Below are 24,160 nucleotides of genomic sequence, written 5' to 3'. Positions count from 1 at the left end.
TGCTGCTGGCGGCGCCGGCGATGTTGACGACGCGATCGGGTTCGATGCCGAGAATGCGGATCGCATCGTCGCGCGTGGCGTCGGAAATGGCCAGCAGGAGGTCGAACTCCTTCAGCGCTTCCAGCCGCCGCTCGTACCATGCCTTCACGACCGGCACATTCAGATAATGCTCGGGATAGACGCAGGGAATCAGGTCGTACAGCACGCCGACCCGCAGCGCCGACGGCAGGCGCCCGATCGGCAGGGCCGGAGTGCCGGGCTCATGCCAGCCTTCGAAGGGGCTGGAGCAGAACACCACGTCCGGGGCCATCGCCTGGTACGCGTGGTGAACGAGCGTGGCTGCAATCGCGGCATCGCTGCCTTCGTTGGGACCGACAGGCGGGTGGGTGTAGGTCGCGAAATGCGCCGGCGGCAGCCGCCGCCCCAGCTGTTCCCGCAACGCATCGGCGCTGTCCGGATACAGGCCGTTGGCCACCGCAACCATGTCATGCCGGCCGCGCAGGCGGGCCATGGTGTCGGCGAGCGACATCACATAGCGGCCGATGCCGCGGAAACGGGAGCCTGTCTGGCAGGGGAAGAGGTCGAATAGCAGGCGCATGGTCAGTTCTTTTCGTGGGCGCGCCGCGCAAGCTCCAGCTTCAGCGCATCCTTGAACCGTTCCGCCGGGGTGGCGGATTCGCCCCATGCCGGCAGATCTTGCTGAACCAGGGCCAGCGGCGACTGCTGCATGCGGGCGGCGGCAACCGGCTTTGCCGACTGGAGCAGCTTGTCGCTCAAGTCCGGAAACGCATTCCGCAACCGATTTGCGCCGGCCATCAGCATCGGATTGCTCTTGATCACCGGAACGCTCTTGCGCAGGCCGAAGCGCGCCACGCGCGCCGCAAAGCTGCGTGGCGACGTCACCGCTTGGCGGGCGGCGCCTTTTATCTGGCTGATATTGGCGTTGCCCCAGCGCAGCGGGGCCGTGATGCGCCATGACTTGCTGGAACAGATCTCCGCGATCAGGTGTTCGGCGCCATGCAGGCGCTGCACGACGTTATCCAGGGTGGCCTGAGTCGAGTGCAGGCCCTCGATTGCAAGGCGCGCGGCTTCGTCGGCATTCGCGCGCATGCGTTCGGCTTCGATGCGGCGCATCTCCGCTTCGGCGCGCTGCCGTTCGGCTTCGGCGCGCAGGCGTTCGGCCTCGATGCGGTCGCGCTGCGACTGCTGCGCGCGGGATTCCGCCTCGGCCACCCGCAGCTCCGATTCCTGGTCCCGGTTCAGCACGAAATTGTCAAACACGTTCGGGGGCAGTTTGAAAGCCGCCTTCAGCTCCGCACGTTCACGCGCGACGTAATAGCGGTTCAGGCCGTCGAAGTATACGTACTCGTAGCCCGCATCCACCACCAGCGAATCCCAGTTCTCATGGGCGGTCTGCTGCGACATCGGCAGGGTGGCTTCGATCACCACGATCCAAGGCCGCCAGCGCGCGAAGTCCATGCCCAGCAAAACTTCCTTTTCCGCGCCTTCGACATCGATCTTCAGGAAATGGATGTCGCCGGTGACATGGCGCTCGCAGATCCCCGACAGTGGCTCGACCCGGACCTGGATTTCCCGCACGTTCCAGCCCTGTTCCCGATGCATCTGCGCCATCGCCGCATCCGAGGTCGCCAGCCCGGTATCGGGGATGTCGAAGAAGCGGAAGCTGCCTTCGCTGGCGCCGGCGCCGAGCTGCAGGTTGATATCGCGCGGGCGCTCGTTCTGCAGGCGCTCGAAGAACTGCGCGACCGGTTCCAGGTTGATGCCGTTCCAGCCGCGGTCATAGAATGCCTTCGTCACCGAATAGAGCGTGGGGTCGTTGGCGCCGACATCGATGTAGAAACCGTTCTCGACGTGCTTGAGCGCACGCCACAGCATGACATCTTCGAAGTTCTGGGCGTAGGAGATAAAAGTCATTTGCGCGCGATATCGATGGAAGGGTTGAGCCAGGCACAGCCGACAAAGTGTTCGTAGTCCATGTTCGCTACCGTGAACACCAGCGCCAGGTCACGCCATTCATAGTTGTTGACGAGATGGGTATCGGAGCTCACCAGCGCCGTGGCGATCGAATACGTGCCCGGCCCGAGATTCATTCCGAAGGTAAACCGGTACACCACATCCTCGCCCGGGCGTACGTCGCTCAGGGGCAGGTTCTTCAGGTGGGTGTTGGTGCCGTACATCTGCTGTCCGAGCCGGTCCTTGATCATGTAGCCCAGCACCAGGCGCGGGATGGGGGAATGCACCGCCACCGTCACCTCGAGCGTGACCGTGGAGCCGACCCCGACCACTTCGCAGCGCTCGCCTCTCTCGTTGAGCAGCGCGATGTCGCGCACGGTGGCCTCGCCGGTCCCGGAAATGGTCTGCACCTTGCCGTCATCCAGTTTCTCGACGCGCACCGTCTGGTTTTCCTTTTCCGCGATCATGGCGTTGTAGAAATCCATGATCTCTTCCGGCGAGCCTTCCTTCTCGAGACGCCCGGCATTGAGAAGAATGGCGCGGTCGCAGATGGACTGGATGGCCGCCTTGTCGTGGGAAACGATGAGCAGCGTCGTGCCCTGTTCCCGGAATTCCCGGATGCGGTCGAAGCTCTTGTGCTGGAAGTAGGCATCGCCGACGGACATCGCCTCGTCGATGATGAGAATGTCGGGACGCTTGGCCGTTGCCACGCTGAATGCCAGCCGCATCTGCATGCCGCTCGAATAAACGCGCACCGGCTTGTCGATGTAATCGCCGATTTCCGCGAACGCCTCGATGGAAGGCATCAGCGCATTCATTTCCTCGTTGCTGATGCCCAGCAGCTGCCCCGACATCAGGGCATTCTGCCGCCCGGTGAAATCTGGATGGAAACCCATTCCCAGCTCGAGCATCGCGGCGACGCGGCCATGCATCGACACGCTGCCGGAAGTCGGCTGCACGGTTCCCGTGATCATTTTCAGCAGGGTGCTCTTTCCCGCGCCGTTGATGCCGATGATGCCCACGGCTTCACCCGCATCGACGTGGAAATTGATGTCCTTGATGATCCATTTCAGCTGATGGCGCTCGCCGGCGAACGGCACCAGCCATTCCACCAGGCGCGACCATCCGGTCGGATATGTCTTGTATGCCTTGCCGAGATTGGCGACGCGGATACTGCCCATCAGACGGAGCCCGCCATCGCAGCCGCAGCCGGGCCACGGGCGGCATCGGGCCGGCGGAAGGAGGGGAGCGGGAGAGAGTCGGTCAGGGTGGGCTCAGGCGGGAAGTTGAAGGCATGCACGGCAGAAATGAATCCATGGAATTGGTTGTTGTTATTTTTGTATGAGTTTGCTCGGAAAGAATGGCGCATATTATATGCGCAGCGGTATCAATCGTCATGCAAAGGGGATTTGATGCACATCCGCAGGCCGGCTGTTTCGTTTGCCGGCCGCAGGTTGAAAGCCGGGTCCGGAAGGCCGGATTCACCAAGCCGGGCCTTGGCCCGAACCGCAGGTCAGACCTTGCCTTCGATCAGCTTTTGCAAGGCATCCGGCTTGAGGATGATGAGGCGGTGCTGGGCGTCCTTTTCCACGATGCCCTGCTGCACCAGCGTCAGGATCGAGCGCGTCACCGATTCGCGGCTGGTGTTGATCATGATGGCAATATCCTGGTGGGTCGGCAGGTTTTCCACCACCAGCGAATTGTCGGGCTTTTTCTGCGTATACAGCTGCAGGAAGTTGTACACGCGGCGAGAGGTGTTGTGAATGCTCAGCAGCGCCCGGAATTCGGAATCGCGCTGCACCTTTTCGGCAAGGTGGCGCAGCATGTGATTGGCGGCCGACGGCGAGTGCGAGAACAGGTGCAACGCGGTGGAGCGGGGCAGGAACGCCACCAGCACCGGGGTGAGGGCAACCACGGAAGCGGAGCGCGTGGAGCCGTTGATCACCGCGATCTCGCCGAAGAAGTCTCCCGGCGCCAGCATGCGCAGGCCGATGGCCCGGCCGTCTTCGGTCACGTCGATCACCTGCAGCTGGCCGCTCAGCAGGAACAGCAGGCTGTCGCCCGCGCCGCCCTTGTGCAATACCACTTCCCGGCGGGCGTACTGCTTGATGCGCAGCTCGGCTTTCACCCTCGACATCTCTTCCTCGGTCAACTGCGCGAGCAAGGGAATCTTGCGCAGGTGGACCTGCAGGTTCACCTGGGTGATATTGATATTGATGTTGAGCTTCTGCGGCGTCGCTGCCGCTTCGTTCGGTACAGCCTGGGACGGAGCCGGTCCTGCAGTTGCCAAAGCGGAAACCTCGTTGCTGCCGATAGACGTCATTAATCTTCGCTCCCAAACACGTTGAGCCGATTATAGCCGCCGTTTCTTTGAATCACCTATTTCTTGCAGGCGAATTGGGGCCGGGTTGCGGTGTTTTTACAGCAGTGTTAACAGTTGAGATAGCAAGGCTGCCATCAATATGCCCGCGGCGTTCGCCATCATGTCGAACCAGCAAAACTTCCTGCCCGGGACGAAGTTTTGCAATATTTCTATCAGAAGGCTTGCCAGCAGCAGCACGGCCAATGAAAGGAAGAATGCCGCATTGGCCTTGACGAGGTGTCCGATCATTAACGCCAGCACGCCATACGCAAGAAAATGCATCAGCTTGTCGTTCGGCAGCGGCGGCAGCCATCTTGCCGGCGCCAGGCATCCGCCCGTGATTCCCAGGGCGATGGCCCCGAATACAATCCATTCCCAACCCATATGTCTTTCTGCTATCGGTGATGAAGCGGTGATGACGGAAACCGGCGCAAAAGGAAAAAAAGGAAAAAAGGAAAATTTCCCGCCCGGCATTTCCAAAGAGAAGGGATTATATTCAACTCCGCCGCGTTGCATTGCTCTTGCACGCGTGAAGCAATATCAGGGCTCGCCGGCGAGCGTCAGAAATCCTGCCATTGCCAGCTGATCTGCACCTGCCGGCTCGAATACTGGAACAGCGAAATGTTTTCACGGTTCCTCACCTGGCGCAGTTCGAGCTGGATCGACTGGCGGGCCGAGATCGGGTAGCTGAGCGCGCCCCGCCACACCTGGGTGCGCTGGTCGCGCACCTCGTCGATGAATCCGGGCGAATAAGGGTTGTCGCTGCGCCAAGACTGCCGCGTCCAGCTCAGCTCCCCGGAAAGCTGCGGCGTCAGCTGCGTCTTGCCGTACAGGCTCATCAGCCAGCCGCTCCTGTCTCCGCCGGGCCGCGCGCCCTGCGCCCGGTCCGACAGATAGCCGGTACTGGCCTGCAGCAGCGACTGCGCGCCACGGTAGCTGGCCGAGCCGCGCAGTTCGAAGGTATTGGAATCGAACTCGCCCAGCGTCGGATAGTGAATATGCGACACGCCCGCGGTGACGCTCGCCTGCACATGCTGCGGCAATCCGAGCGGCGGCGCCACGCGCAGCTGGGCCTGGCTCTGCACCTGGTAGAGCTTTCCGCCCAGGCTTTGCAGCACCGCCAGCCCGGCCCCGCGCAGGCTCCAGTTGCCGGCGCGCCAGGGCTGCTCGATGCCGCCGATCAGGGTGCCGGAGTTGTACTTCGTCAGGCTGTCGTTATGGACCGCGCGCGCATAGACGAATCCGAGTGCGCCGTTCGAGGTCAGGTCGCGCACATGATCGACGGCGGCCACCGTATAGCTGTCGCGCCGGGGGAGATACTCCGGCAGCAGCTGGAGCTGCACCCGCACGTCGCCCGACCCCACGGTGAAGAAAGGATCGCTCGCGCCCTGGTTGACGTTGCTGTCGGTGCCGCGCCCGATCACGACCGATGTGCGCTTCTGCGGCTGCCAGCCCTTGCATCCCTTCGTCCGCTGGTCCGCGATCACCGCGAGAATCGCCGGGGGAGGCGCGAACTTGGTTTCTATCGTCGCAAACAGGCGCTCCGCTTCCGCCGCATGGCCGAGCTCGCACTGGATGATGGCCAGGTCCAGCCATGCCCCCGCATGCTGCGGTTCGCGTTCGATCATGCGGGCCAGGGCTTCGCTGGCATCGCCTTGCCGGCCCTCGGAAAGCGAGCGCAATGCATCCAGGTACAAGTCCTGCTGGGCCAGCTGCGTCTGGGGCGGCTGCGGCGGCTGTAGCGGCTGCGGCGGCTGCATCTGAGGCGTCTGCGCCAGGACCGGCGGCGCAGCGACCAGAGACAGCGACAGCAACAAGGCCAGGGAGCGCAGGGAAGGCTTCATTGCGCCTCCGCCTTCGAAGAGACGTGGCCTTCCAGCGTGTACAGGGTGTGTGTTCTTTCTTTCCCGCGCAAGCTGAAATCGCCCAGCAGCTTGAAGCTGTGGCGCGTGGCCCGGCTGACCGCGCCCTGTCCGATGATGATGTCGTAAGGCTGGTTGCGCGCCACCTGTTCCAGGCGCGCCGCCACGTTCACGCTGTCGCCGACCGCGGTATAGATGCTGCGGGAGCTGCTGCCGAAGTCGCCCGCCATCGCGATGCCGCTCTCGATGCCGATGCGCACCCGCAATGCGGGCATGCCGGCTTTCATGCGCACTTCGCTGAAGCGGCGCACTTCCTCGACGATGGCCCGCGCCGCTTCCAGCGCCAGGTCCGCATGGTCTGCCACCGGCAGCGGCGCTCCCCAGAATGCCACCATGCCATCGCCGGTGTACTTGTCGATGGTGCCGCGCTTGGACAGCACCGGCCGCGTCAGGCAGGCAAGGAAATCCCGCGTCAGCTGCGCCGCTTCCTCGATCGACAGCGATTCCACGTAGGTGGTATAGCTTTCCATGTCCGCAATCAGGGTGGTCACCGTCAGCTCGCGCGGCGTGAGCGGATCTTTCAGGTCGCTTTGCAGCAGCTCGTCCACCACGGCGGTGGCCACGTACTGCCTGAGCGTTCCCAGCAGGCTGTGCGATTTCCGCTGCGCCAGCTGCCAGTCGAAAGGCACGCCCACCGCCAGCAGCAGCAGATGCGAAGCCAGCGGCCCGGTGGTGGAAAACGAGGGATCGTGGGGCGCGATCAGGTAAGCCAGCAGCAGCCACAGCGCCGAGGCAATGCCGAGCAGCGCCACGTTGGAAAGGGCCGAATAGCGCGGAAAGCTGTAGGCCGCAATGCCCGCCACCAGTACGGCGAACAGCACCGCGATCCAGCGTCCCGGCCAGCGCGCCGGCGCCTTGCCTTCCTGTTCGTCCAGCATCGAGGTCAAGGCCGCCGCATGCACCAGCATGCCGCTGGTGGACGGCGCCAGCGGCGTGGCAACGCGGTCGGTCAGGCCCAGCGACGACGACCCGATGATCACCAGCCTGTTTTCAAGAAGCTCCGCCGGCGCCTTCAGGGCCAAGACCTGCGAGGCCGACAGCAGGGTGTAGGCCGACCAGTCCCGGCTGTAGGGAATCCGCCAGAATCCTTCCTCGTCCGGCTGGGCGGCCTGCCCGTTGCCGCAGCACTGGAACAGCATGGCCGACAGGGTGAGGTACTCGCGCCCGTTGAACGAGGTCACCATCGGCAGATAGCGGATGGTGCCGTCGGGGTCGGGCACGAAGCCGATATTGCCCAGGTGGCGGGCACCCTGCAAGCCGGCATGATTGGCGATATAGCCGGTGGCCTTGGCGGTCGGCAGGCCGGACGGCGCGGATTCCGCCGGCGTGCCGCCGGTAATGCGCCCGACCCTGAGCGGCTCGTCGCGATCGATGTAATCCAGCACCTGGGCAAGCACCACCGGCCCGTGCTGCGCCAGCATGGCCAGGCGCGCATCGCCCTGCGCATCGGCTGGTTCCGGCATCACCAGGTCGAGCGCCACGCCGCTCACCTTGTAATGGCCGACCAGGTTTTCAACCAGGCTGGCCAGCCGCTCGCGCGGCCAAGGCCAAGGCCCCACCTTGCTCAGGCTGGCCTCGTCGATATCGATCATGACGATGCGCTGCTCGGGAACGGTGGAAGCGCGCACCCTGATGAAATGGTCTCTCAGCCATTCATTGGCGAGATAGGAGCCGGAAACGGGAGGCAGCCACTGCGCCCACGCGGTGAGCAGCACCGCCGCCGCGGCAATGCCGAACCGGATCCAGACGACGGACGGCAAATACTTGCGAAGGCTGGCCGGTAACGTCATGAAGGAAGGCAGGGCGGGCGGAAAAGGGGAAGGGTGGAAAGGGCTGCAATAAAGGCTACGTGCGGCCGGCGCGGCGGTTTTTTGATAAGCGGTAAGTATAGCTTCATGCCGGCCGAATCTCTATCCCATGTTTACCAGAGGCAAGTTAGAAGCGACAAACCCGGGGCCAGCCGCAATGTATTGCGTATTCATGTGCGTATTCGTGTGCGGATTCGCCACGGTTTTCCCTCGGTTTTCATCAAGCGGGAAGTTCTGAACGCACCAACTTGCACAAATGCCAACGAAGCACACCGGCTTTTTCCATTTCCGGGTGGAATTCCAACGCATTGCCTCACATTTACACAAACTTCATGTACAAGATGCTGAAGTAGTTGGAAAATGTGACGGTCGTCACTGCATTGTGCATTGCATAATCGAAAATGTGACCAGGGGGAAACTAACCATGCTACGTCGAATTGTATCCGTGATAACGCTGCTGAGTGCCGCAGGGCTGGCCCAGGCCGGCGAGGCGGCGCGCATCGTGTTCGTTGCCGGGCAGGTCCAGAGCGCGGGCGCGCAGCTCACGCTGGGCAATCCGGTGCAGGAGGGCGATGAAATCACCACCGGCGCCGACGGCTACATCTACCTGAAAACGATAGACAACGGCTTTCTCATCCTCCGCCCCAACAGCAAGGCAAAGATCATTGCCTACCATGTCGACGCCGCCAAACCCGCCAACACCCGCATCAAGCTGGAACTGACCAGCGGCGTGGCGCGCGCCATTTCCGGCGACGGCGCAAGGCAGGCAAAAGAGAATTTCCGCTTCAATACGCCGGTGGCAGCCATCGGCGTGCGCGGCACCGACTTCACTGTATACACCGACCATGAAACCTCGCGCGTCGCCGTCATTTCCGGCGGCGTTGTGGTCAGCGGCTTCTCGTCCGCCTGCGGTCCGGAAGGCGCGGGCCCCTGCGAGGGCGGCAACAGCCGTGAACTCTTCGCCCGCGAAGCCGGCCAGCTGCTGCAGGTGCGCAAGGGCCAGGCCGCCCCGCAGGTCCTGCCGAGCAGCGGGGCGTCTCCCGACCTGACCGCGCCGCCGCGCAGCGACGAACCCTCCGGCAAAGCCGCCGGCACCAACGCCAGCGGCACGGCCGGCAACCTGGCAGCCAAGGAAATCGCCCTCGATCCGCAGAAGACATCCGAGCTTGTCAACCTGGCAGCCTCGCTGAAGCCGGTCGACAATGGGGCGCCGAGCACCACCGTACCCCTGCCTTCCGCGCCTCTCCCGCCTCCGGTCGTCATCACTGCCCCGAAGGAAATCATCTGGGGAAGGTGGCAGGCGCTGGCCGATCAGCCCGCCACCATCAATACCACGCAGGTGAGGGCGGATGGCGCGCAGCTCAGCGCCATCAATTCCTACTTTGCCCTGCTGCGCGCAAGAGGCAGCGACTACCAGTCCCCGACTTCCGGTGCGGTCAGCTTTTCCATGCGCGACGGCGCGGGCGTGATCGTCGATGCCTCGCGCGGCAACCTCGCCACGCCGGCCACCCTGGAGAATGGCCGCCTGAGTGTGGATTTTGCCAAGTCCAGCTTCGCCACCAGCTTCGACCTCGTCCACCAGGCCGAGCGCATTGGCATGCAGGCCACCGGCCAGGTCACGCAGGACGGCCGCATGTTCGGGGAGGGGCAGTTCGCCAACCAGAACAACATGAACGTGGAAGGCATACTCAGCAACGAGAACGGCGGCAGCGCCGCCTATCTGTTCGACCGGCGCATTGACGCCAACCGCAATGCCTACGGCGGCACCTACTGGACGAAGTAGTCGCGACATAAATGACGTAAACGACGTATATGACGCAAACGACGTAAGCGCCTCCTGTAACAGAACAAACAATCAGCCCCTGCATGCTCCCCGGACATGCAGGGGCTGATGCTTTCCGGGGTGCCTTTATCAGCTTTCTGCCATGCGATGTCTCCCGCTCAGTCAATACCCACGCGTGTTTTGTGAATGGAACTATTCCCCGGCTCCAGTCACTCATCCAGCTCGAATGTTTCCACAACAGTAATGCCTCTCTTGCCGCCTATGCGCGTTGTTATCCCCTAGGTGATAGCAAAGGGCTGCTCACTGAAAGTGCGGACGTAAAAGTTGTTTAATCACCGTAATGTGTTGAATGGAGGTTCATGATGGCCGGTATGTTGTCCTCGGCGTTTCGCCGTATCCAGGCAGTATGTGGCTGTGTTTCGGATAATCAAGCCGAGGAAGCGGAGCATGTCGCAAGAAACGCGGATCGCGGCAGTCCCACTGTCGGCCATCAGGCTGCATCCGCTTCGGTGCGGGAACCCGCCCGGGTGCAATCGATGTCGGCAGGGTCGGCTTCACGCCAAAAAATTTATAACCAATTGGCCCTGGCATCATCTCGGCACAGTGTGTCAGGTGTGGCAGACTCAGCTGGACCGAGCCGGATTCCACGATTGCCATCGCCGGAAGGTTCAGCCCATTCCTTGCAACAGATAACGCTTGCGCACCGCCGGTCAACGCTTTTCGGGCAGAGAAATCCTGTTGAAGTCATGAGTGAAAAATACATGACGAATCCTGATAGCTTTGTCGGCTCTTTTCAATCCGAGAATTACCCAATCACCCCCGAAGAGAAAACGGCGTTCGCAACGCTTGCGCTGCAAGCGGGCAAACAATGGGAACCGTTGCGCCAAAACTTTAAAATGTTCGGTTTCACCCGCGAAGAACAACTGAATCTGTTGACCGACGCGATCCGCACTTCGCCGTTAAGACGTCCGCCTCGGTTGCCGGGTATCCAAGGCCTCGGCGAAATGGAGCAAGAGGACAGCCTTGTTCTCCTTCGCGAACTTGCGAAGAAAGGGGCGCAAGGCGTATTTGCGAATCTTGAATCGCTTCCGGTGAAGGAACCATCGGCGCGGGCCGAAATTTTGGCAGACATGATTCATGGCGAGCAGGACGTGACAGAACTGTCCAGGAACATGCGCCGGCTCGGTTTGAGTGATGAAGACAAAAGAAGTGTGCTGGCCCATTACCTTAAGCAAAGGTGCTTTCCGGCCATAAGGGGCGCGACATGGAACGAGCGGTCATCCAAGGTCGTTGGCCGCGTGCATGAGGTGGCTGGCACCGCACGACTTCTCGTCGCAGAGCTGTCTCGCAACATGGACCAAGGTGCCGAGTTTGAGGCAAATGCGGAGCGTTACGGAATCACTGTGCCTGGACTTGCCATGCTCCTGGACAAAGCCCGTAATGAAGAGGATGCGCTGGAGAGGCGCCGCATCACCCTCCTTGCGTGGCGCGCCGTTATCCTGTTCATGCACCCCAGCATAGAGGAGGCCTTCCATGGCACGTCGCAACAAGCGGCGAATAATGGGTTGCAACAGCTGTTTCTATCAACATTGAAACAAATCATCGACTTCTCCGAGCAGAAGCATGGTGAGTCGCTGCTGACATGCCTGGCATCTTGCATGCTCGACGAGAATCTGCGGCAGAAGTTTGTTGCCGCCAGCGAGAAATTGGGAAGCCGGCGACATACGGTCTTGCTGGTGCCAATACTGGTTCAACTTGCATCACTTCCCAATGCTGATCAAGGAGTCATGGAGAAACTGGAACGGCTGCTCTACATGCGTGAATTCAGGGATCAGCTGAAGTGCAAGCCAATCTTCGACTGTTTCCTCAGCCTGCTGCAACCGCCGTTGGATGCTGATCGGGCAAACCGCTTGCTGGGTGTGATTACGGCTGGAGTGCCGCAAGAAGGGCGCCTCACTTCAGGTCATTGCAAGGACTTCATTAGTGCCGTACAGAGCCTCACCGCGTTACTGGACCTCAGGGCGACATCCTATGCGGATATTGCCTCGCTCGCGAATAATCATTTGAATCGGCTGGATCGGAATAGCCGCATCGAGTCCGTCTTAACGGAAGTGCTTCATGAAATTCTCGGCAGATCGAATGCAAAGGAGTCGAAGGGAGAAAGCATGGATGATTTCGCCAGTCGCATGCAGTCTTACCTTTCATCTACCCGTGACCGCAATGCATTGATTTCCCACATAGTACGCTTGTACGTAGGATTAGCCGCTACTTCTGAAAAAAAGCAAAAGATTTTCCAACTGCTGAACCGTTATATTGACAGTGCGATCTTGGATACCGATCCAGCGGCGTTTTCACGGGCGCGTAACGATCTCAGTATGTCGGAGCATCTGACAAAAGCCAGCGACATCAATCCGGCCGCGTTGCGGAAGTGGTTCGACATGTCGCTGGAAGAACCCGCGAACCTGGACAGCCTCGCTCCCAAAGGCAAGAGAAATCTGGACAAGTGGAAGCTTCAGTTCAAACAAGACCCTGAAGATTATTTCTTGTGCGGCACCGAAGTTCCTGCAAGCTGCCTGAATGTGTATGGTCAGGCCACGCATGCACCGTCCCTGATGGGGATTGTGATGCAGGGAAGGAGCCGGCTCCTGGCGTTGAAGTCGCCAGACGACCGGCTGCAAGCCAGAATCCTGGTCCGTCTCGGTATTGATTCCGCTGCAAACAATCTCGTGATGCATATGGCAAGGCCCTACGCGCAGGTCGGCGTACCGGAGGATTATCTGGTGCGCCTGAGTCAATTCGGCCTCAGGATTGCCAACGAGATCGGCGTCCCGCTGGTGTCCCATATCGAGGAGATTAGTGGCGATGAAGAATATCCAAATTCACTTCAGTTCTACCCCGACGCGGCAGTTTCGGAAGAGGTGGATGTGAACGGCCTAGGTAACGAGGACTGCTCCGAAGGCTTCGTGCTTGAGGGCGCGCGATATGTCAAGGTCACAAATGAGACGGCATAACCTGGTCACGCTGAAAGATCCAGGCGAGTCGTGATCGCCACCGCACAGCGACGAACCTACCGGCAAAGCCGCCGGCATCAATGCTGGCGGCACGGCCGGCAACATGGCGGCGAAGGATGGAGCCGATCAGACGAAGTAGGCAAGGGTGGCGATATAAGCGCCTTCCGTAAGAAATAAGAACAAGCAATCAGTCCCTGCATGCTCTCCGGAGATGCAGGGACTGATTGCTTTCATGAGCTGCAATATAAAGGCAGCCGCCATGTGACCGGTTTGTGAGGTTTGATTCAGCGCCCGGCCAGCTCTCGCACAGCTTCATCATCAGGACGGCCGTCCGGCAAAATGCTTGACAAAGATGCAATCAACTGCCAGCCGATACAAGTCTTGCAATTTCCGGCCCCTATTGATTCGGCCCGAAAAATGGTTGATTGTTCGGGCCGCTGATCTCCCCCTCTCCCTCTGGGAGAGGGCCGGGCTGAGGGGATCCGGCTCAACATATTTTAGGGACGGATCTATAGTTGGCCGACAGAAGCGCCCCGCAACCGGCCAACCGGCGAGTTCATTGCCCTCTCGTATGCGACCTGCCTTATCCCGGTAGCTCCAACACCGACCAAAAGTAGCCAAAATTTGCTTTCCTGTTGACAATCTTTCATAATGCGGTGCGCGTAATTTGTTGCCAAATTGCGAGTCGCTGTGGTTTTAAAGAGACGTGTGATGACCGTCACATTTCCTAGCAGTACTTTCTGCCACTATGCGTACGCGGTCCTGCAGACCAGCAAGTGTTTCAAAAGAACTGCAGAGTGAACTACTGACTAAAAACTTCCTAGGAGTTATTCGAATGGCTACTGCATACACATCTATCATTCAACAGATGTATGTTGCGTTTTTCAACCGCCCGGCAGATTTTCAAGGTCTGCGTACATGGGAGGCATTTTCCGCTGGCAAGACTGAAGCTGACCTGAAGAAGGCAATCAGCGCAGAATTCGCCAAGTCCGACGAGTACACTATCGTATTCAAGGGCTTGAACTACAACCAGATCGTCACTAAGGTTTATCAGAACCTGCTGAACCGCGATCCGGACGTGGCTGGCCTGCAGAACTGGGTTGATCACCTGGTCAAGGGCACATCCACCGTTGCATCCCTCGTTACCGACATCATCCGTGATGCAGGCGCAGGCGACGTCGACACCATCAAGAACAAGACAACAGCAGCTGGCAAGTTCACTGATGCTCTGACAACTATCGACCTGATCAATGCATACAGCGGCGCAGCAGCTAACGCAGTTGCAGCAACATGGCTGAAGGCAGTTGGCCAGACTCAAGCTTCGCTGGACAGCGCAGTTACTGCTGCAGCTCTGTCGACAGTGACAGCAAACGTCGCTTCTAACAGCGGCAACGCAGTCGGCACCACTTTCACGCTGACTAAAGGTCTCGACAATCTGACCGGTACAGCTCTGAACGACACCTTTATTGGTTCGCTGAATGCTGGCACCGCTGGCACTAACGCCGAACTGAACACTTTGAGCGCACTGGACATCATCGACGGCGGCGCTGGAACAGATACATTGAAGGTGCAGTCCGAAGACGGCACAGCTATCACTCTGGGCACTGTCAAGAACGTTGAAATCGTTGAGGCTTCGGGCGCAAAGGCTGTCACAGTTGATACATCTGCTCTTGCTAATGTCACCAACCTGAATGTCGTTAAAGCTGGTGGTGTAGTTAAGGCTACTGCTTCGGCTACAACAGACGTAAAAGTCGCATTCGCATCCACAGTGAACACCGCTGCAGACACCATCACAGTTGAAGGCGGCAAGAACGTTGCTGTTGCGGTGACTGATGTTGGCAATAACAACAAAATCGTTGCTGGCGTTGCTGGCAAGGGTGCCGCAGGTACTGTCGCTGTAGAGACTACTGGCAAGGCTTTCGCTAATGCTGGCGATTTGAGCGGAATCGAAGTTGTTGGCGGCACAAGCGTTTCCGTGAAACAAAAGGCTTCTGCTGACTCCAGCGCTGCTGCTACTTCTACTACCGCTAAGACAGTTATTCAAGGTAATGTCAAAGCAACTAGCGAAGGTAAGACAACTGACGTCACAGTCAAGCAAGATGCTGCTGTTTTCGCAAAAGCAGCCGTCGCTGCTGTTGAAGGCGTTGCAGTTCAGCAATCCGTAAAGTTCAGCGCATTGGCTAAGGACGGTACCGTGCAGATCGGCGGCCTGACTTTTACTGCCGCTAAGGACCTGACTGCTGCTGAAGTTGCACAAGCATTTGCTAACGTTGCCAAAGGCGTTGCTTTCATCGCCACCGAAAAAGACACTCAAGCTTCCGGTGTATATTCGAACGGTACTTATAGCGGTTCTTTCAATGCAGCTTGGACTTCTGCTGCTGCGAATGGCGATACAGTCGTCTTCACCGGTCCTAAGACAACTGCTGCAACATTGGGTGCTCCCGTTCTCACAGGTAAGGTTTCGACAGGCGCAACTGCGGACGCAACTGCTGTTCCGACCACTGTCTCCGAAGGAAAAACTGCTGTTGCTGGTGTGACAGGCGTGATGGGTGTGGTCAATGGATCTGTACAAATCGATGATAAGGCCGCTGCAGAATCCATCAAACATGTGGTTGTGGATGGCTTTGGTGCAGTAACAACGACTAACACCAAGGTTCTGGACAACCTGAGCCTGTTCAACGGTGGTGTGACTTATGACGGTACAGGCGCTGCTGTAGCAGCCACTGTCAGTGTGGCAGATGCTGCCAAGACACTGGCGCTGAACTTGGAGAAGGTCGGTTTTGCTGCAGTTGCTCAGACTGCGACTGCTGGTGCTAAGAACGCAGTTTCGGCTAACGTGACAATTGGCGGTACTCAAGTTGAAACCTTGAATGTCAAGTCGACTGGCGCTAACCAAGCTAACCTGACTGCTGCGAACGCCAAGGCACTGAACGTAACCGGTACTGGCCTGCTGACTGCAGCAGCTTCCAGCCTGGCTAACGTGGAAACCATCACTGTCAAGGAATCCGCTGGTCTGAACCTGGGCACTTCCGTTGCTACTAGCACCAAGCTGACTTCGGTCGACGCTTCTGCAACTTCGGGTGCTGTGACCATTACAATCGACGCTGCTAAAGCAACCTACGCGGGTGGCTCTGGTGTTGATACCGTGTCCGTGTCTGCTGCAACTTCGGCTGCTCCTGTGTCCAAGACTATCACCCTGGGCGCTGGCAACGACACGCTGAACCTGAGTGCTATCACTGCTGCGAACCAAATCGCTGCTGGTGCTAAGTTCGACGGCGGCGCAGATACCGACACACTGGCACTGAGCACAGTTGCTGCTGCTAACGACCAACTGTCTGCCAACGGTACATTCGAGAAGCAATTTGCTGGTTTCGACAAGCTGCAACTGGTCGAGCTGGCAGGTACTACAACGACCAAGATTGTCAATCTGGACAACCTGAATGACATCAGCTACGTAGTTAGCAACAACACTGCGGTAGAAACTGCTGGCGTGGCTGGCGTCACGCCACCTGGAGCTGTAACTGCTCAGGGTAATGCTGGCACGAAGGCAATCCAGACAGTGACATTTGCTGATATCTCGGTAGCTGGCGGTGCCACTGTGGCTATTAACTTGAATGGCCGCACACTGACGTTGACTAACGGTGACGCTAATGTCGCTCAGGCTGTTACCGCAGCACAGTTGGCTGGTGCGTTCGCAACTGAAGGTGCTCTTACTGCTGGTACGGTTACAACTGCTTGGAGCGGTGCGGCTACCGCAGATTGGGTTAAAGCCACCGCGGTTACAGGTACCAACCAAGTAATCTACACTGCTGCCAATTTTGGTACCGCACCTGCTTTCACGGCTACAGGTACAGGTGCTACTCCTGCTGTGACAACTCCTGGTGTTGCACAAGCTACAGAAGCTATCACCTATACATTCGCAGTGGGCGGTTTGGCAGCTGGTCAAAGCCTGACAATTGATGGCAAGACAGTCACTGCCGTGTCGAATATCACTGACCTGACTCTGCTGGCGAAGTTGTTTGCAGGCACTGCAACGTTGACTGAAGCCGCTGTGGCTACAATCACAGGTTCGTTCTCGACTACTTGGGGCGGCACTGTTGTTGGTTCTACCCTCGTACTGACAGCGACCACGGCTAACACTGATGTGACAGCTGTCCCTGTAGTAACTGCGTCTGCTGCTACTTCGACAACTGCTGGTTTGACTCTGACCAACATGCTGAACGACGGCACGCTGGAACTGAGCGCTGCTGGTAAGGGCGTGAACGTGGTGATGAAGGACGCCTCGGGTGCTGCTGACTCGTTCAACATCATCGCCGGTTCGACCACTGCCAGCGCTGATCTGGGCACTGTGACAGTGAACAAGGTTGAAACCATCAACATCTCTGCTTCCAAGACCGCTAAGGCAGTTGAAGACAATGTGTTGGTTGACAAAGCTGTGTCCAATACCTTGAATTTGGCCGCTGATGCAGCCAAGACTATCAAGGTGGGCGGTGCTGGTGCTCTGAACCTGACCCTGGGTGCTGACACGCTGAAGGTTGTGACAACCATTGATGGTTCTGCCAACACTGGTGGTCTGACAGTTTCGGCTCAAGGCGCAACCAATGCAGTCGCTATCACTGGTGGCGCAGGTGCTGACTCGCTGACAGCTTCGGCTGGTACAACTGCGAAAGCAGACGTACTGGTGGGTGGCGCTGGCAACGACGTGCTGTACGCTGGCTCCAACGGTGCCAAGCTGACTGGTGGCGAAGGCAAAGACGTGTTCGTGGTTCAGGCTGCTGCCAAAGAGGCCAACACATACAGCTCCATCACCGACTTCAAAGCTGGTGACCTGGTGCAACTGAATGTAACAGCCGGTACTGCGGTAACCGCTTTCGCCAAACTGACTGCTACTTTGAACGAGAGCACCTCTGTGTTTGCTAACTATGTGGATGCAGCAATTGCACAAGCAACCGCAGGACAGACAGTTGTGTTTAACTTCAAGGGCAACGCTTATGCTGTGATCGACAACGCTGAAACTGGTGGAGCTTCTGCTGCTACGTTCCAAAACGGCGTTGACTCGATCGTCGAGCTGGTTGGTGTAGACGCAGCGAACCTTTCGTTCAACGTAACATACGGCACTATCGCTCTGGTCTAATCACTGGAAGCACGCACCAGTCCTCTGGGCTGGTGCAGTCGGTGAAAGCCATTGATTCTTCTCGAAACTGCGTTATGGTGTCGAGAGAATGAAAGCAACACAGCGGTAAGCAGAACGTCGTTAACCGCTTAAGGGCCAAGGCCTCAAAACCTTGGCCTTTTATAGCTTCAAGAGATTGTAATTGCAATAACGGAAAGTCAGTAGGAACCACGTCCTACAAAAAACAATGCCCTAGGAAGGCAAGCCGTAACTTAGGCCGAGGTGCGCAAGCCCCTCGGTTTTTTTTATGTGGCGGTCTACCTTCATCTTACGCAACGCTGGATATAGCTTGGAATGTAAGTATGATGCTTCTGACAACTGTGAGCATACGCTGATGAAAGTCTATCTTGATGATGAGCGCACAACGCCGGAGGGGTGGCTACGTGCATACTGGCCCGATGAAGTGATCGACTTGCTCAAGAGCGGTCAGGTTACCGAACTATCTTTAGACCATGATCTTGGGGACGATGAGCGAGGGACTGGCTACACAGTGCTGCTTTGGCTAGAAGAGGAAGTCGTAGTGCACGGCATGAAACCGCCAAGAATTACTGTGCATTCGGCTAATTCGTCAGCTCGGCTAAAAATGGAAGCAGCAATTGCGTCCATCATGCGACATGCGGGACTAGGGCATTGAAGCTCCCTAGTGCTTGCCTTGAGTTGCCCAAAGTGGCTTTATGTAGAGCCGGGTTCAGCCTCTGTTGCGAGCATGCAGCCAAATTTGTAAGCGAGATCGTCCGTCAATTCGATTCCCGAGAGAGCAAAGGAGGCTTTGGTCTGAGCCCAGTCCTCATTGGCCTCGGCCAGGGCGATGTACTTGCGGCGCTCCCGAGCGGCGTCTAGTGAAAATACATTAGTGGGGAAGGTCTTGGTCATTTATTAACGAGTTGCCAAAAGTTGCCTTTTATTGCCATTTGTTGCCGCAGGTCGGCATGTAGGTTGCCAAAGGTTGCCACTTATTGCCAAGAATTGCCTTCAGGGTAGGCGAGTTTCCATTTATTTCCAGTAGTTTCCGTCCGAGGACTGAGAAAGTCTGAGAAGTCGTGAGAAAGCCTGAGAGATAGCGGGAATGCGAAATTGCGCGAAATTGCGCGAAATCGTGCGAAGTCATGCGAGGGCTTGCGAAATCGTGCGAAACGGTGCGAAATCTTGCAAAAGAGGCCATGAAAAACTCTGCAAAACAGTGAAAAACTCTGCAAAACTCTGAGCAACTCTGCAAAACATTGAAAAACTGTGCAAAACAGGGGAAACACAATCGTAAAACCCCACTTCTTAGAGTTGGATACGCTCTTTAGAACCGGCGTCTAGTGCTTGCCCTCAGTCGGTTTGCACCCCTTCCTCTGCCGTTTTAGCCCCGTCCTAGCCCTACACACCATACGCACCTTAAAAGGTGGCCGCAAACCCGCATGGCTGCTGGGTTTGCGCGTATACAAATTTATAAAGATCCAGTGCTCTGTAAAACGGCCACGTGTAGCTTATTGATTTACAATAATATTTACACAAGGAAGCGTATACATGAAAAACATCTCCTTCAGAGTTGAGCCTGATCTGGAAGCCACTATCCTTTACCGCATGAAGAAGGCCGGAGCAAAGGACGTCAGCTCCTATTTGCGTCAAATCTGCAGTACCGGTGGCTATGACATTGATTCGCACCTCGGCCGGATGCAGAGAGAGATCAACATGCTGACCGAGCAAGTGGAACAGCAACAGAAACTGCTTAACCAGCTTCTGGCCAAAGACAAGGATGTGGATCTGCAGTTGTTGGCCGGTATATACAAGATGCTGCATATGGCGGTTGAGCCCGATGTGCGAGCGGTAATGGCTCAGGACATCAACTTCGCAGCGGTAGACGCCTACTCAAGGAATGATAAAAAAGCTGCGGGTTTGCACACCGACCCGGTCCCGGAAAGCCCTCAAGAGCCCCCGCAAGAGCCCCCTAAGCCAAAGAATTCCTACTGGGATGCGCGGGAACGTTTTAAGGCAAAATTATTGCGCAAGCGTTGAAGCCCACGCTATTGAAAAGGTCGCCATGTCCAAACGCATTCAATACACGCTAGAAGAGTTGTTGCTGAAACCGACCCTGTCGGACCCCGAAGAGCGTCCCCTGACACCAGAAGAGAAAGAATGGCTGGAGGCGCCGCCCATAGGGCAGGAAGTTGGCAGCGACCAGGACGATGATCCGGCTCCAAGTAGGAACCCTGTAGGAAAGCCGGAGGACTGATGCGCGCCTAAAACGGCATTCCGCTCCCGTCATCACATTCCGCCCCTCCGTAGCCAGATTCCGCTCCTACTGGAATGACATGACGGGAAAACATCCTCGATAGCCGGTAGGAGTGTCCGCGATAGACGATGGAAGAATCTGAGCCCTCAGGACACCGCATTACACTCAAAGCAAGAAACAATTGGGCCTTAATAGGTACTCAAAGCGGGTGTTTATTGCAGGTATGTGGAGTAATTGCCGTCTGTCTTGCCGTGTTGAGTGTCCGCGATAGACGATGAGAGTATCCGCGATAGACGAAAAACATCCTCGATAGCCGGTAAACCACGGCATGGCATTCCGCCTTCTCCGTAGCCAGATTCCGCTCCTTCTGGAATGACATGACTGGAAAACATCCTCGATATCCGGTAGGAGTGTCCGCGATAGACGATGAGAGGATCCGCGATAGACGAAAAACATCCTCGATAGCCGGTAAACCACGGCATGGCATTCCGCCTTCTCCGTAGCCAGATTCCGCCCCCTCACCGTACTAGCATTCCGCTCCCGTCATCTCATTCCGCCTTCTCCGTACTTACATTCCGCCCCTACTGGAATGACATGACGGGAAAACATCCTCGATCTCCGGTTGCAGCATCCGCGATAGACACTAGCGAAGATTGACCGATCCGAGGGTTGGATTGTGCATGTTAGAAGAAACAATCGAGCTAAAAAAGATGGTCGCAGAGGTATTTGTTGCGAAATGAGTCGCTAATGAAAGCGCTCCTGCCTTGCTGAGTATCCGCGATAGACGAAAAAACATCCGCGATAGACACTGAAAACATCCTTGATCTCCGGTTGACTGTCCTCGATCTCCGGTAGACGAAATGCCATGACGGAAGCGGAATGTGGCTACGGAGGGGCGGAATGCTAGTACGGTGAGAGGGCGGAATGTGGCTACGGAGGGGCGGAATGCTAGTACGGTGAGAGGGCGGAATCTGACTACGGAAGGCGGAATGCTATGCCGTGAAAACATCCTCGATCTCCGGTAGACGGAATGCCATGCCGTGGGTGGAATGAGATGACGGGAGCGGAATGTGGCTACGGAGGGGCGGAATGTGATGACGGGAGGAGGGGGCACCGTACTAGCATTCCACTCAGTGGTTCAGCTGAGCCAGCTCGCCACTCTGTAGCGCTAAGTACACAGTGACGCTAAGTGTGCATCGTGGGGCTAAGTACACAGTGTGTAGGAACCCCGTAGAGCAATTGTGCTCTATATCACCTAGTGCTACAGTGTGGCATGCCAAAAACAACAGTGACTCCTGCTACTAAGCGACCTCCAAACGTCACCAAGAAAGCAGCTAAAACACCCACTGCCAAAGCTCGGGTGTTCAAGACCAAGTGGTTCGCCAAGGAAGCCAAAGCTCAGCACATCTCTGACGACGAACTCTGTACGGCCATCAAAGCCGTGATGCAGGGCAAGGCGGATGATCTGGGAGGTGGCGTGTGGAAGAAGCGCCTCAATGACAACATGCACCGTTCGATCATTGTGGCCAAGGGCGGCAAGTACTGGATCTATGCGTACCTGTTTGCCAAAGCGGACCGGGACAACATTGATGATGACGAACTGGCGGGCTTCAAAAAGCTGGCCAAGGAGTATGCAAAGCTAGGCGAGGCTGGCCTTGCTACTGCCGTCGAACTGAAGAAATTAGTGGAGATCTGCCATGAGTGCGAATAAATTTAGGACCAAACCGAAAAGCGATGCGTTCGAGGCAATCCATAGTGCCATCTCTGACTTGCACGAAGTCGGGCTGGTGGACCAGAGGACCATGCGCGAGTTTGATGACGCCTGCCTGACCAAAGTGCCGGTGTACGCGGCAAAGGACGTCAAGCGTATCCGTAAGAAAGTCCATGTCAGCCAGGCGGTGTTTGCGGCTTACATGAACACGAGTGTATCGACTGTGCAGAAGTGGGAAGCGGGCGGAAAGGCGCCGAGTGGACCGGCTGCGAAGTTGCTCAACCTCGTTGAAAAGCATGGCTTGGAAGTGCTGTCCTGAATAGTGCTACCTGCATGCAACAAAGGCCGCTAAGCGGCCTTTTTTATTTGCTGAAGGGGTGGAGTTGGCAAGCCAGGTGGAAGGCGTGTGGAGCGTTGTATGACGGTCTTGTATTTATAAAAAGAAAAACCACCCCCAACCCCAGCTGCCTGGGGTTTGAAGGTGGTTCTTTATTAGCGGCTAAGAGAGAGGGTTACTGCTTAGCCTGCGTCAGCACGGTATCGAGCATTTGCGTCACGAACCGCTGCTGTGTCTTGGGAAGCTGGCTGATGGCTTCCATCTGTTGTTCCAAGCGAGACGTAGGGCCACGCTTGCCTCTGGATCGATTCCCCTCTCCGAATAGCTCTTCTAGCGACACATCAAACAAACGTGCCACGATCGGCAACGCTGATACCGGAATGCGTCGACGACCTACTTCGTACGCTTGGACGGTTTGTTGGGAGACCCCAAGCGCTTCTGCAAACTGCACTTGAGTCAGGTTCCGAGCCTTACGCATGGAAGCCATGCGCTCACCCAAGGCAACAAAGAATTCGCGTTCTCCAGTACTGATGGTCATGTTAGCTGCTGAGATGTCTTCTACATAAACAGCCATAACGATAACCCCTGTTTTACAAAACGCAGTTGAGTATACTACGAAACGTAGTATACTCAATCCGAGTTATTTTTACGTAAACCCCCTTGACAGGTTTTTTACGAAAGTCCGGCTTATGCCCCGANCCTGTTTTACAAAACGCAGTTGAGTATACTACGAAACGTAGTATACTCAATCCGAGTTATTTTTACGTAAACCCCCTTGACAGGTTTTTTACGAAAGTCCGGCTTATGCCCCGAATCTCCGATGCAACCCTTGAGCGGCTAAAGAATGAAGTCTCCGTCGAGCGTCTCGTCGCATCTGCTGGCATTGAATTACGGAAATCGGGCAAGGATCTCATCGGTGCCTGCCCCTTCCATGACGATGGCGAACCGAGCCTGGTCGTCACCACCACCAAAAACCTCTGGCACTGCTTCGGCTGTCAGTGCGGCGGCGGACCGATCGACTGGGTCATGAAGTTCGAGAAAGTGAGCTTCCGCCGTGCCGTCGAATTGCTCCAAGCCGACCCTTCTTTAGCCGCTCAAGTGGCAGAGCCGCTAAAAAAGGGCCGCGAACAGACCAGCACCGCACCGGTTGCCCTCGATGCTGACGACCAGGAGCTGCTGCAGCAGACCGTCGCCTACTACCACGAGACATTGACGGCCACTGCAGAGGCACAGGCCTACCTGAAGACACGCGGCCTCGATCACCCGGAGCTGATTGCCCGCTTCCAGCTCGGCTACGCCAACCGGACCTTGGGCGTGCAGCTGCCCGAGAGGACCCGCAAGGCCGGCGCCGAGATCCGCAGCCGTCTGGAAAAGTTGGGCCTGTACCGCGAAACCGGCCATGAGCACTTCAATGGCAGCCTGATCGTGCCGGTGTTCGATGAGCACGGCAACGTCACTGTGCTGTACGGCCGCAAGGTCCGTAGCGACTTGCGCAAGGGGACGCCGCTGCACCTGTATCTGCCGGGGCCGCATCGCGGCGTCTGGAATGCCGAGGCACTGCGCAGCGCGAAGGAGGTCATCCTGTGCGAAGCCCTCATCGATGCGATGACCTTCTGGTGTGCCGGCTTCCACAACGTGACTGCCGCCTATGGCATCGAAGGGTTCACCGACGACCATGTTGCTGCCTTCAAGGGCAATGGCATCGAGCGCATACTGATTGCCTACGACTGCGACGAGCCGGGCAACCGTGCTGCCGAGAAGCTGGCCGAGCGCCTGCAGGCTATGGGCATGGATTGCTACCGCATCCAGTTCCCGCATGGGATGGATGCCAATGAGTATGCGCTGAAGGTGACGCCGGCCA

At 57.5% G+C, this 24,160-nt stretch carries 18 protein-coding genes; 9 read left to right on the top strand and 9 right to left on the bottom strand.

Annotation, left to right across the window (positions count from 1 at the left end):
- The 7 genes from RY831_RS30770 to RY831_RS30740 form a co-directional block, all read right to left on the bottom strand.
- A partial coding sequence (locus RY831_RS30770; protein WP_326510133.1) for a glycosyltransferase occupies nt 1-598 on the bottom strand: 598 nt, incomplete at its 3' end.
- A 2-nt stretch (nt 599-600) separates the two neighbouring features.
- A complete protein-coding gene (locus RY831_RS30765) occupies nt 601-1,935 on the bottom strand; it encodes an FkbM family methyltransferase (RefSeq protein WP_326510132.1) in 1,335 nt (444 codons plus the stop codon).
- Nucleotides 1,932-3,155, bottom strand: coding sequence for an ABC transporter ATP-binding protein (locus tag RY831_RS30760; protein WP_326510131.1), 1,224 nt, complete (start codon nt 3,153-3,155; stop codon nt 1,932-1,934). The genes RY831_RS30765 and RY831_RS30760 overlap by 4 nt, the downstream gene beginning before the upstream one ends.
- 332 nt (nt 3,156-3,487) lie before the next feature.
- Nucleotides 3,488-4,297 (bottom strand): Crp/Fnr family transcriptional regulator, encoded by an 810-nt coding sequence (locus RY831_RS30755; protein WP_326510130.1) that lies wholly within the window; start codon nt 4,295-4,297, stop codon nt 3,488-3,490.
- 96 nt (nt 4,298-4,393) lie between these two features.
- Nucleotides 4,394-4,852, bottom strand: coding sequence for a VanZ family protein (locus RY831_RS30750; RefSeq protein ID WP_326510129.1), 459 nt, complete (start codon nt 4,850-4,852; stop codon nt 4,394-4,396).
- A gap of 44 nt (nt 4,853-4,896) precedes the next feature.
- A complete protein-coding gene (locus RY831_RS30745; protein ID WP_326510128.1) occupies nt 4,897-6,180 on the bottom strand; it encodes a tetratricopeptide repeat protein in 1,284 nt (427 codons plus the stop codon).
- Nucleotides 6,177-8,048, bottom strand: coding sequence for a CHASE2 domain-containing protein (locus tag RY831_RS30740; RefSeq protein ID WP_326510127.1), 1,872 nt, complete (start codon nt 8,046-8,048; stop codon nt 6,177-6,179). Before RY831_RS30740 ends, RY831_RS30745 begins: the two co-directional genes overlap by 4 nt.
- A 442-nt stretch (nt 8,049-8,490) precedes the next feature.
- Between RY831_RS30740 and RY831_RS30735 the strand changes: the two genes are divergently transcribed.
- From RY831_RS30735 to RY831_RS30720, 4 genes are all read left to right on the top strand, one after another.
- Entirely contained in the window at nt 8,491-9,849 is a 1,359-nt protein-coding gene (locus RY831_RS30735) for a FecR family protein (protein WP_326510126.1), read from the top strand.
- A 359-nt stretch (nt 9,850-10,208) separates the two neighbouring features.
- The gene (locus RY831_RS30730; RefSeq protein ID WP_326510125.1) at nt 10,209-12,860 is read left to right on the top strand and encodes a hypothetical protein; all 2,652 of its coding nucleotides are present in this window, start codon (nt 10,209-10,211) and stop codon (nt 12,858-12,860) included.
- Nucleotides 12,861-13,695: 835 nt separating this feature from the next.
- On the top strand, nt 13,696-17,994 hold the full coding sequence (locus RY831_RS30725; RefSeq protein WP_326510124.1) for a DUF4214 domain-containing protein: 4,299 nt from the start codon (nt 13,696-13,698) through the stop codon (nt 17,992-17,994).
- Nucleotides 17,995-18,367: 373 nt separating this feature from the next.
- Complete coding sequence (locus tag RY831_RS30720; protein WP_326510123.1) at nt 18,368-18,667, top strand: cyclic-phosphate processing receiver domain-containing protein; 300 nt, start codon at nt 18,368-18,370, stop codon at nt 18,665-18,667.
- 38 nt (nt 18,668-18,705) lie between these two features.
- Here the strand turns inward: RY831_RS30720 and RY831_RS30715 are convergent, their stop codons facing one another.
- Complete coding sequence (locus tag RY831_RS30715; protein ID WP_326510122.1) at nt 18,706-18,906, bottom strand: hypothetical protein; 201 nt, start codon at nt 18,904-18,906, stop codon at nt 18,706-18,708.
- Between the two features lie 639 nt (nt 18,907-19,545).
- Between RY831_RS30715 and RY831_RS30710 the strand changes: the two genes are divergently transcribed.
- The 4 genes from RY831_RS30710 to RY831_RS30695 all read left to right on the top strand — a co-directional run bounded on the left by RY831_RS30710 (nt 19,546) and on the right by RY831_RS30695 (nt 22,281).
- Nucleotides 19,546-20,034: a hypothetical protein gene (locus tag RY831_RS30710; RefSeq protein WP_326510121.1), complete on the top strand. Its 489-nt coding sequence runs from the start codon at nt 19,546-19,548 to the stop codon at nt 20,032-20,034.
- A gap of 25 nt (nt 20,035-20,059) precedes the next feature.
- A complete protein-coding gene (locus RY831_RS30705) occupies nt 20,060-20,251 on the top strand; it encodes a hypothetical protein (RefSeq protein ID WP_326510120.1) in 192 nt (63 codons plus the stop codon).
- A 1,273-nt stretch (nt 20,252-21,524) separates the two neighbouring features.
- On the top strand, nt 21,525-21,962 hold the full coding sequence (locus RY831_RS30700) for a type II toxin-antitoxin system RelE/ParE family toxin (RefSeq protein ID WP_326510119.1): 438 nt from the start codon (nt 21,525-21,527) through the stop codon (nt 21,960-21,962).
- Nucleotides 21,949-22,281, top strand: a complete 333-nt coding sequence (locus RY831_RS30695) for a helix-turn-helix domain-containing protein (protein WP_326510118.1) — start codon at nt 21,949-21,951, stop codon at nt 22,279-22,281. Before RY831_RS30700 ends, RY831_RS30695 begins: the two co-directional genes overlap by 14 nt.
- A 193-nt stretch (nt 22,282-22,474) precedes the next feature.
- On the opposite strand, the gene RY831_RS30690 is transcribed toward RY831_RS30695, so the two are convergent.
- Nucleotides 22,475-22,837 carry a helix-turn-helix transcriptional regulator gene (locus tag RY831_RS30690; protein ID WP_326510117.1) on the bottom strand — a complete coding sequence of 121 codons (363 nt, stop codon included), beginning with the start codon at nt 22,835-22,837 and terminating at the stop codon, nt 22,475-22,477.
- Between the two features lie 266 nt (nt 22,838-23,103).
- Here RY831_RS30690 and RY831_RS30685 point away from each other — a divergent pair.
- Nucleotides 23,104-24,160: CHC2 zinc finger domain-containing protein (locus RY831_RS30685; RefSeq protein ID WP_326510116.1), on the top strand; the 1,057-nt coding region annotated here is incomplete at its 3' end.

The organism is Noviherbaspirillum album, assembly GCF_035916955.1.
Classification (GTDB): domain Bacteria; phylum Pseudomonadota; class Gammaproteobacteria; order Burkholderiales; family Burkholderiaceae_D; genus Noviherbaspirillum; species Noviherbaspirillum album.
The sequence above is the reverse complement of the archived record's forward strand: the minus strand, read 5'-3'. Positions and strand labels throughout refer to the sequence as shown.

Bases quoted from the DNA above. Each gene is read 5' to 3' on its own strand.
- RY831_RS30765 (WP_326510132.1), bottom strand. From the start codon at position 1,935: ATGACTTTTATCTCCTACGCCCAGAACTTCGAAGATGTCATGCTGTGG.
- RY831_RS30760 (WP_326510131.1), bottom strand. From the start codon at position 3,155: ATGGGCAGTATCCGCGTCGCCAATCTCGGCAAGGCATACAAGACATAT.
- RY831_RS30755 (WP_326510130.1), bottom strand. From the start codon at position 4,297: ATGACGTCTATCGGCAGCAACGAGGTTTCCGCTTTGGCAACTGCAGGA.
- RY831_RS30750 (WP_326510129.1), bottom strand. From the start codon at position 4,852: ATGCAACGCGGCGGAGTTGAATATAATCCCTTCTCTTTGGAAATGCCG.
- RY831_RS30745 (WP_326510128.1), bottom strand. From the start codon at position 6,180: ATGAAGCCTTCCCTGCGCTCCCTGGCCTTGTTGCTGTCGCTGTCTCTG.
- RY831_RS30740 (WP_326510127.1), bottom strand. From the start codon at position 8,048: ATGACGTTACCGGCCAGCCTTCGCAAGTATTTGCCGTCCGTCGTCTGG.
- RY831_RS30735 (WP_326510126.1), top strand. From the start codon at position 8,491: ATGCTACGTCGAATTGTATCCGTGATAACGCTGCTGAGTGCCGCAGGG.
- RY831_RS30730 (WP_326510125.1), top strand. From the start codon at position 10,209: ATGATGGCCGGTATGTTGTCCTCGGCGTTTCGCCGTATCCAGGCAGTA.
- RY831_RS30725 (WP_326510124.1), top strand. From the start codon at position 13,696: ATGGCTACTGCATACACATCTATCATTCAACAGATGTATGTTGCGTTT.
- RY831_RS30720 (WP_326510123.1), top strand. From the start codon at position 18,368: ATGAAAGTCTATCTTGATGATGAGCGCACAACGCCGGAGGGGTGGCTA.
- RY831_RS30715 (WP_326510122.1), bottom strand. From the start codon at position 18,906: ATGACCAAGACCTTCCCCACTAATGTATTTTCACTAGACGCCGCTCGG.
- RY831_RS30710 (WP_326510121.1), top strand. From the start codon at position 19,546: ATGAAAAACATCTCCTTCAGAGTTGAGCCTGATCTGGAAGCCACTATC.
- RY831_RS30705 (WP_326510120.1), top strand. From the start codon at position 20,060: ATGTCCAAACGCATTCAATACACGCTAGAAGAGTTGTTGCTGAAACCG.
- RY831_RS30700 (WP_326510119.1), top strand. From the start codon at position 21,525: ATGCCAAAAACAACAGTGACTCCTGCTACTAAGCGACCTCCAAACGTC.
- RY831_RS30695 (WP_326510118.1), top strand. From the start codon at position 21,949: ATGAGTGCGAATAAATTTAGGACCAAACCGAAAAGCGATGCGTTCGAG.
- RY831_RS30690 (WP_326510117.1), bottom strand. From the start codon at position 22,837: ATGACCATCAGTACTGGAGAACGCGAATTCTTTGTTGCCTTGGGTGAG.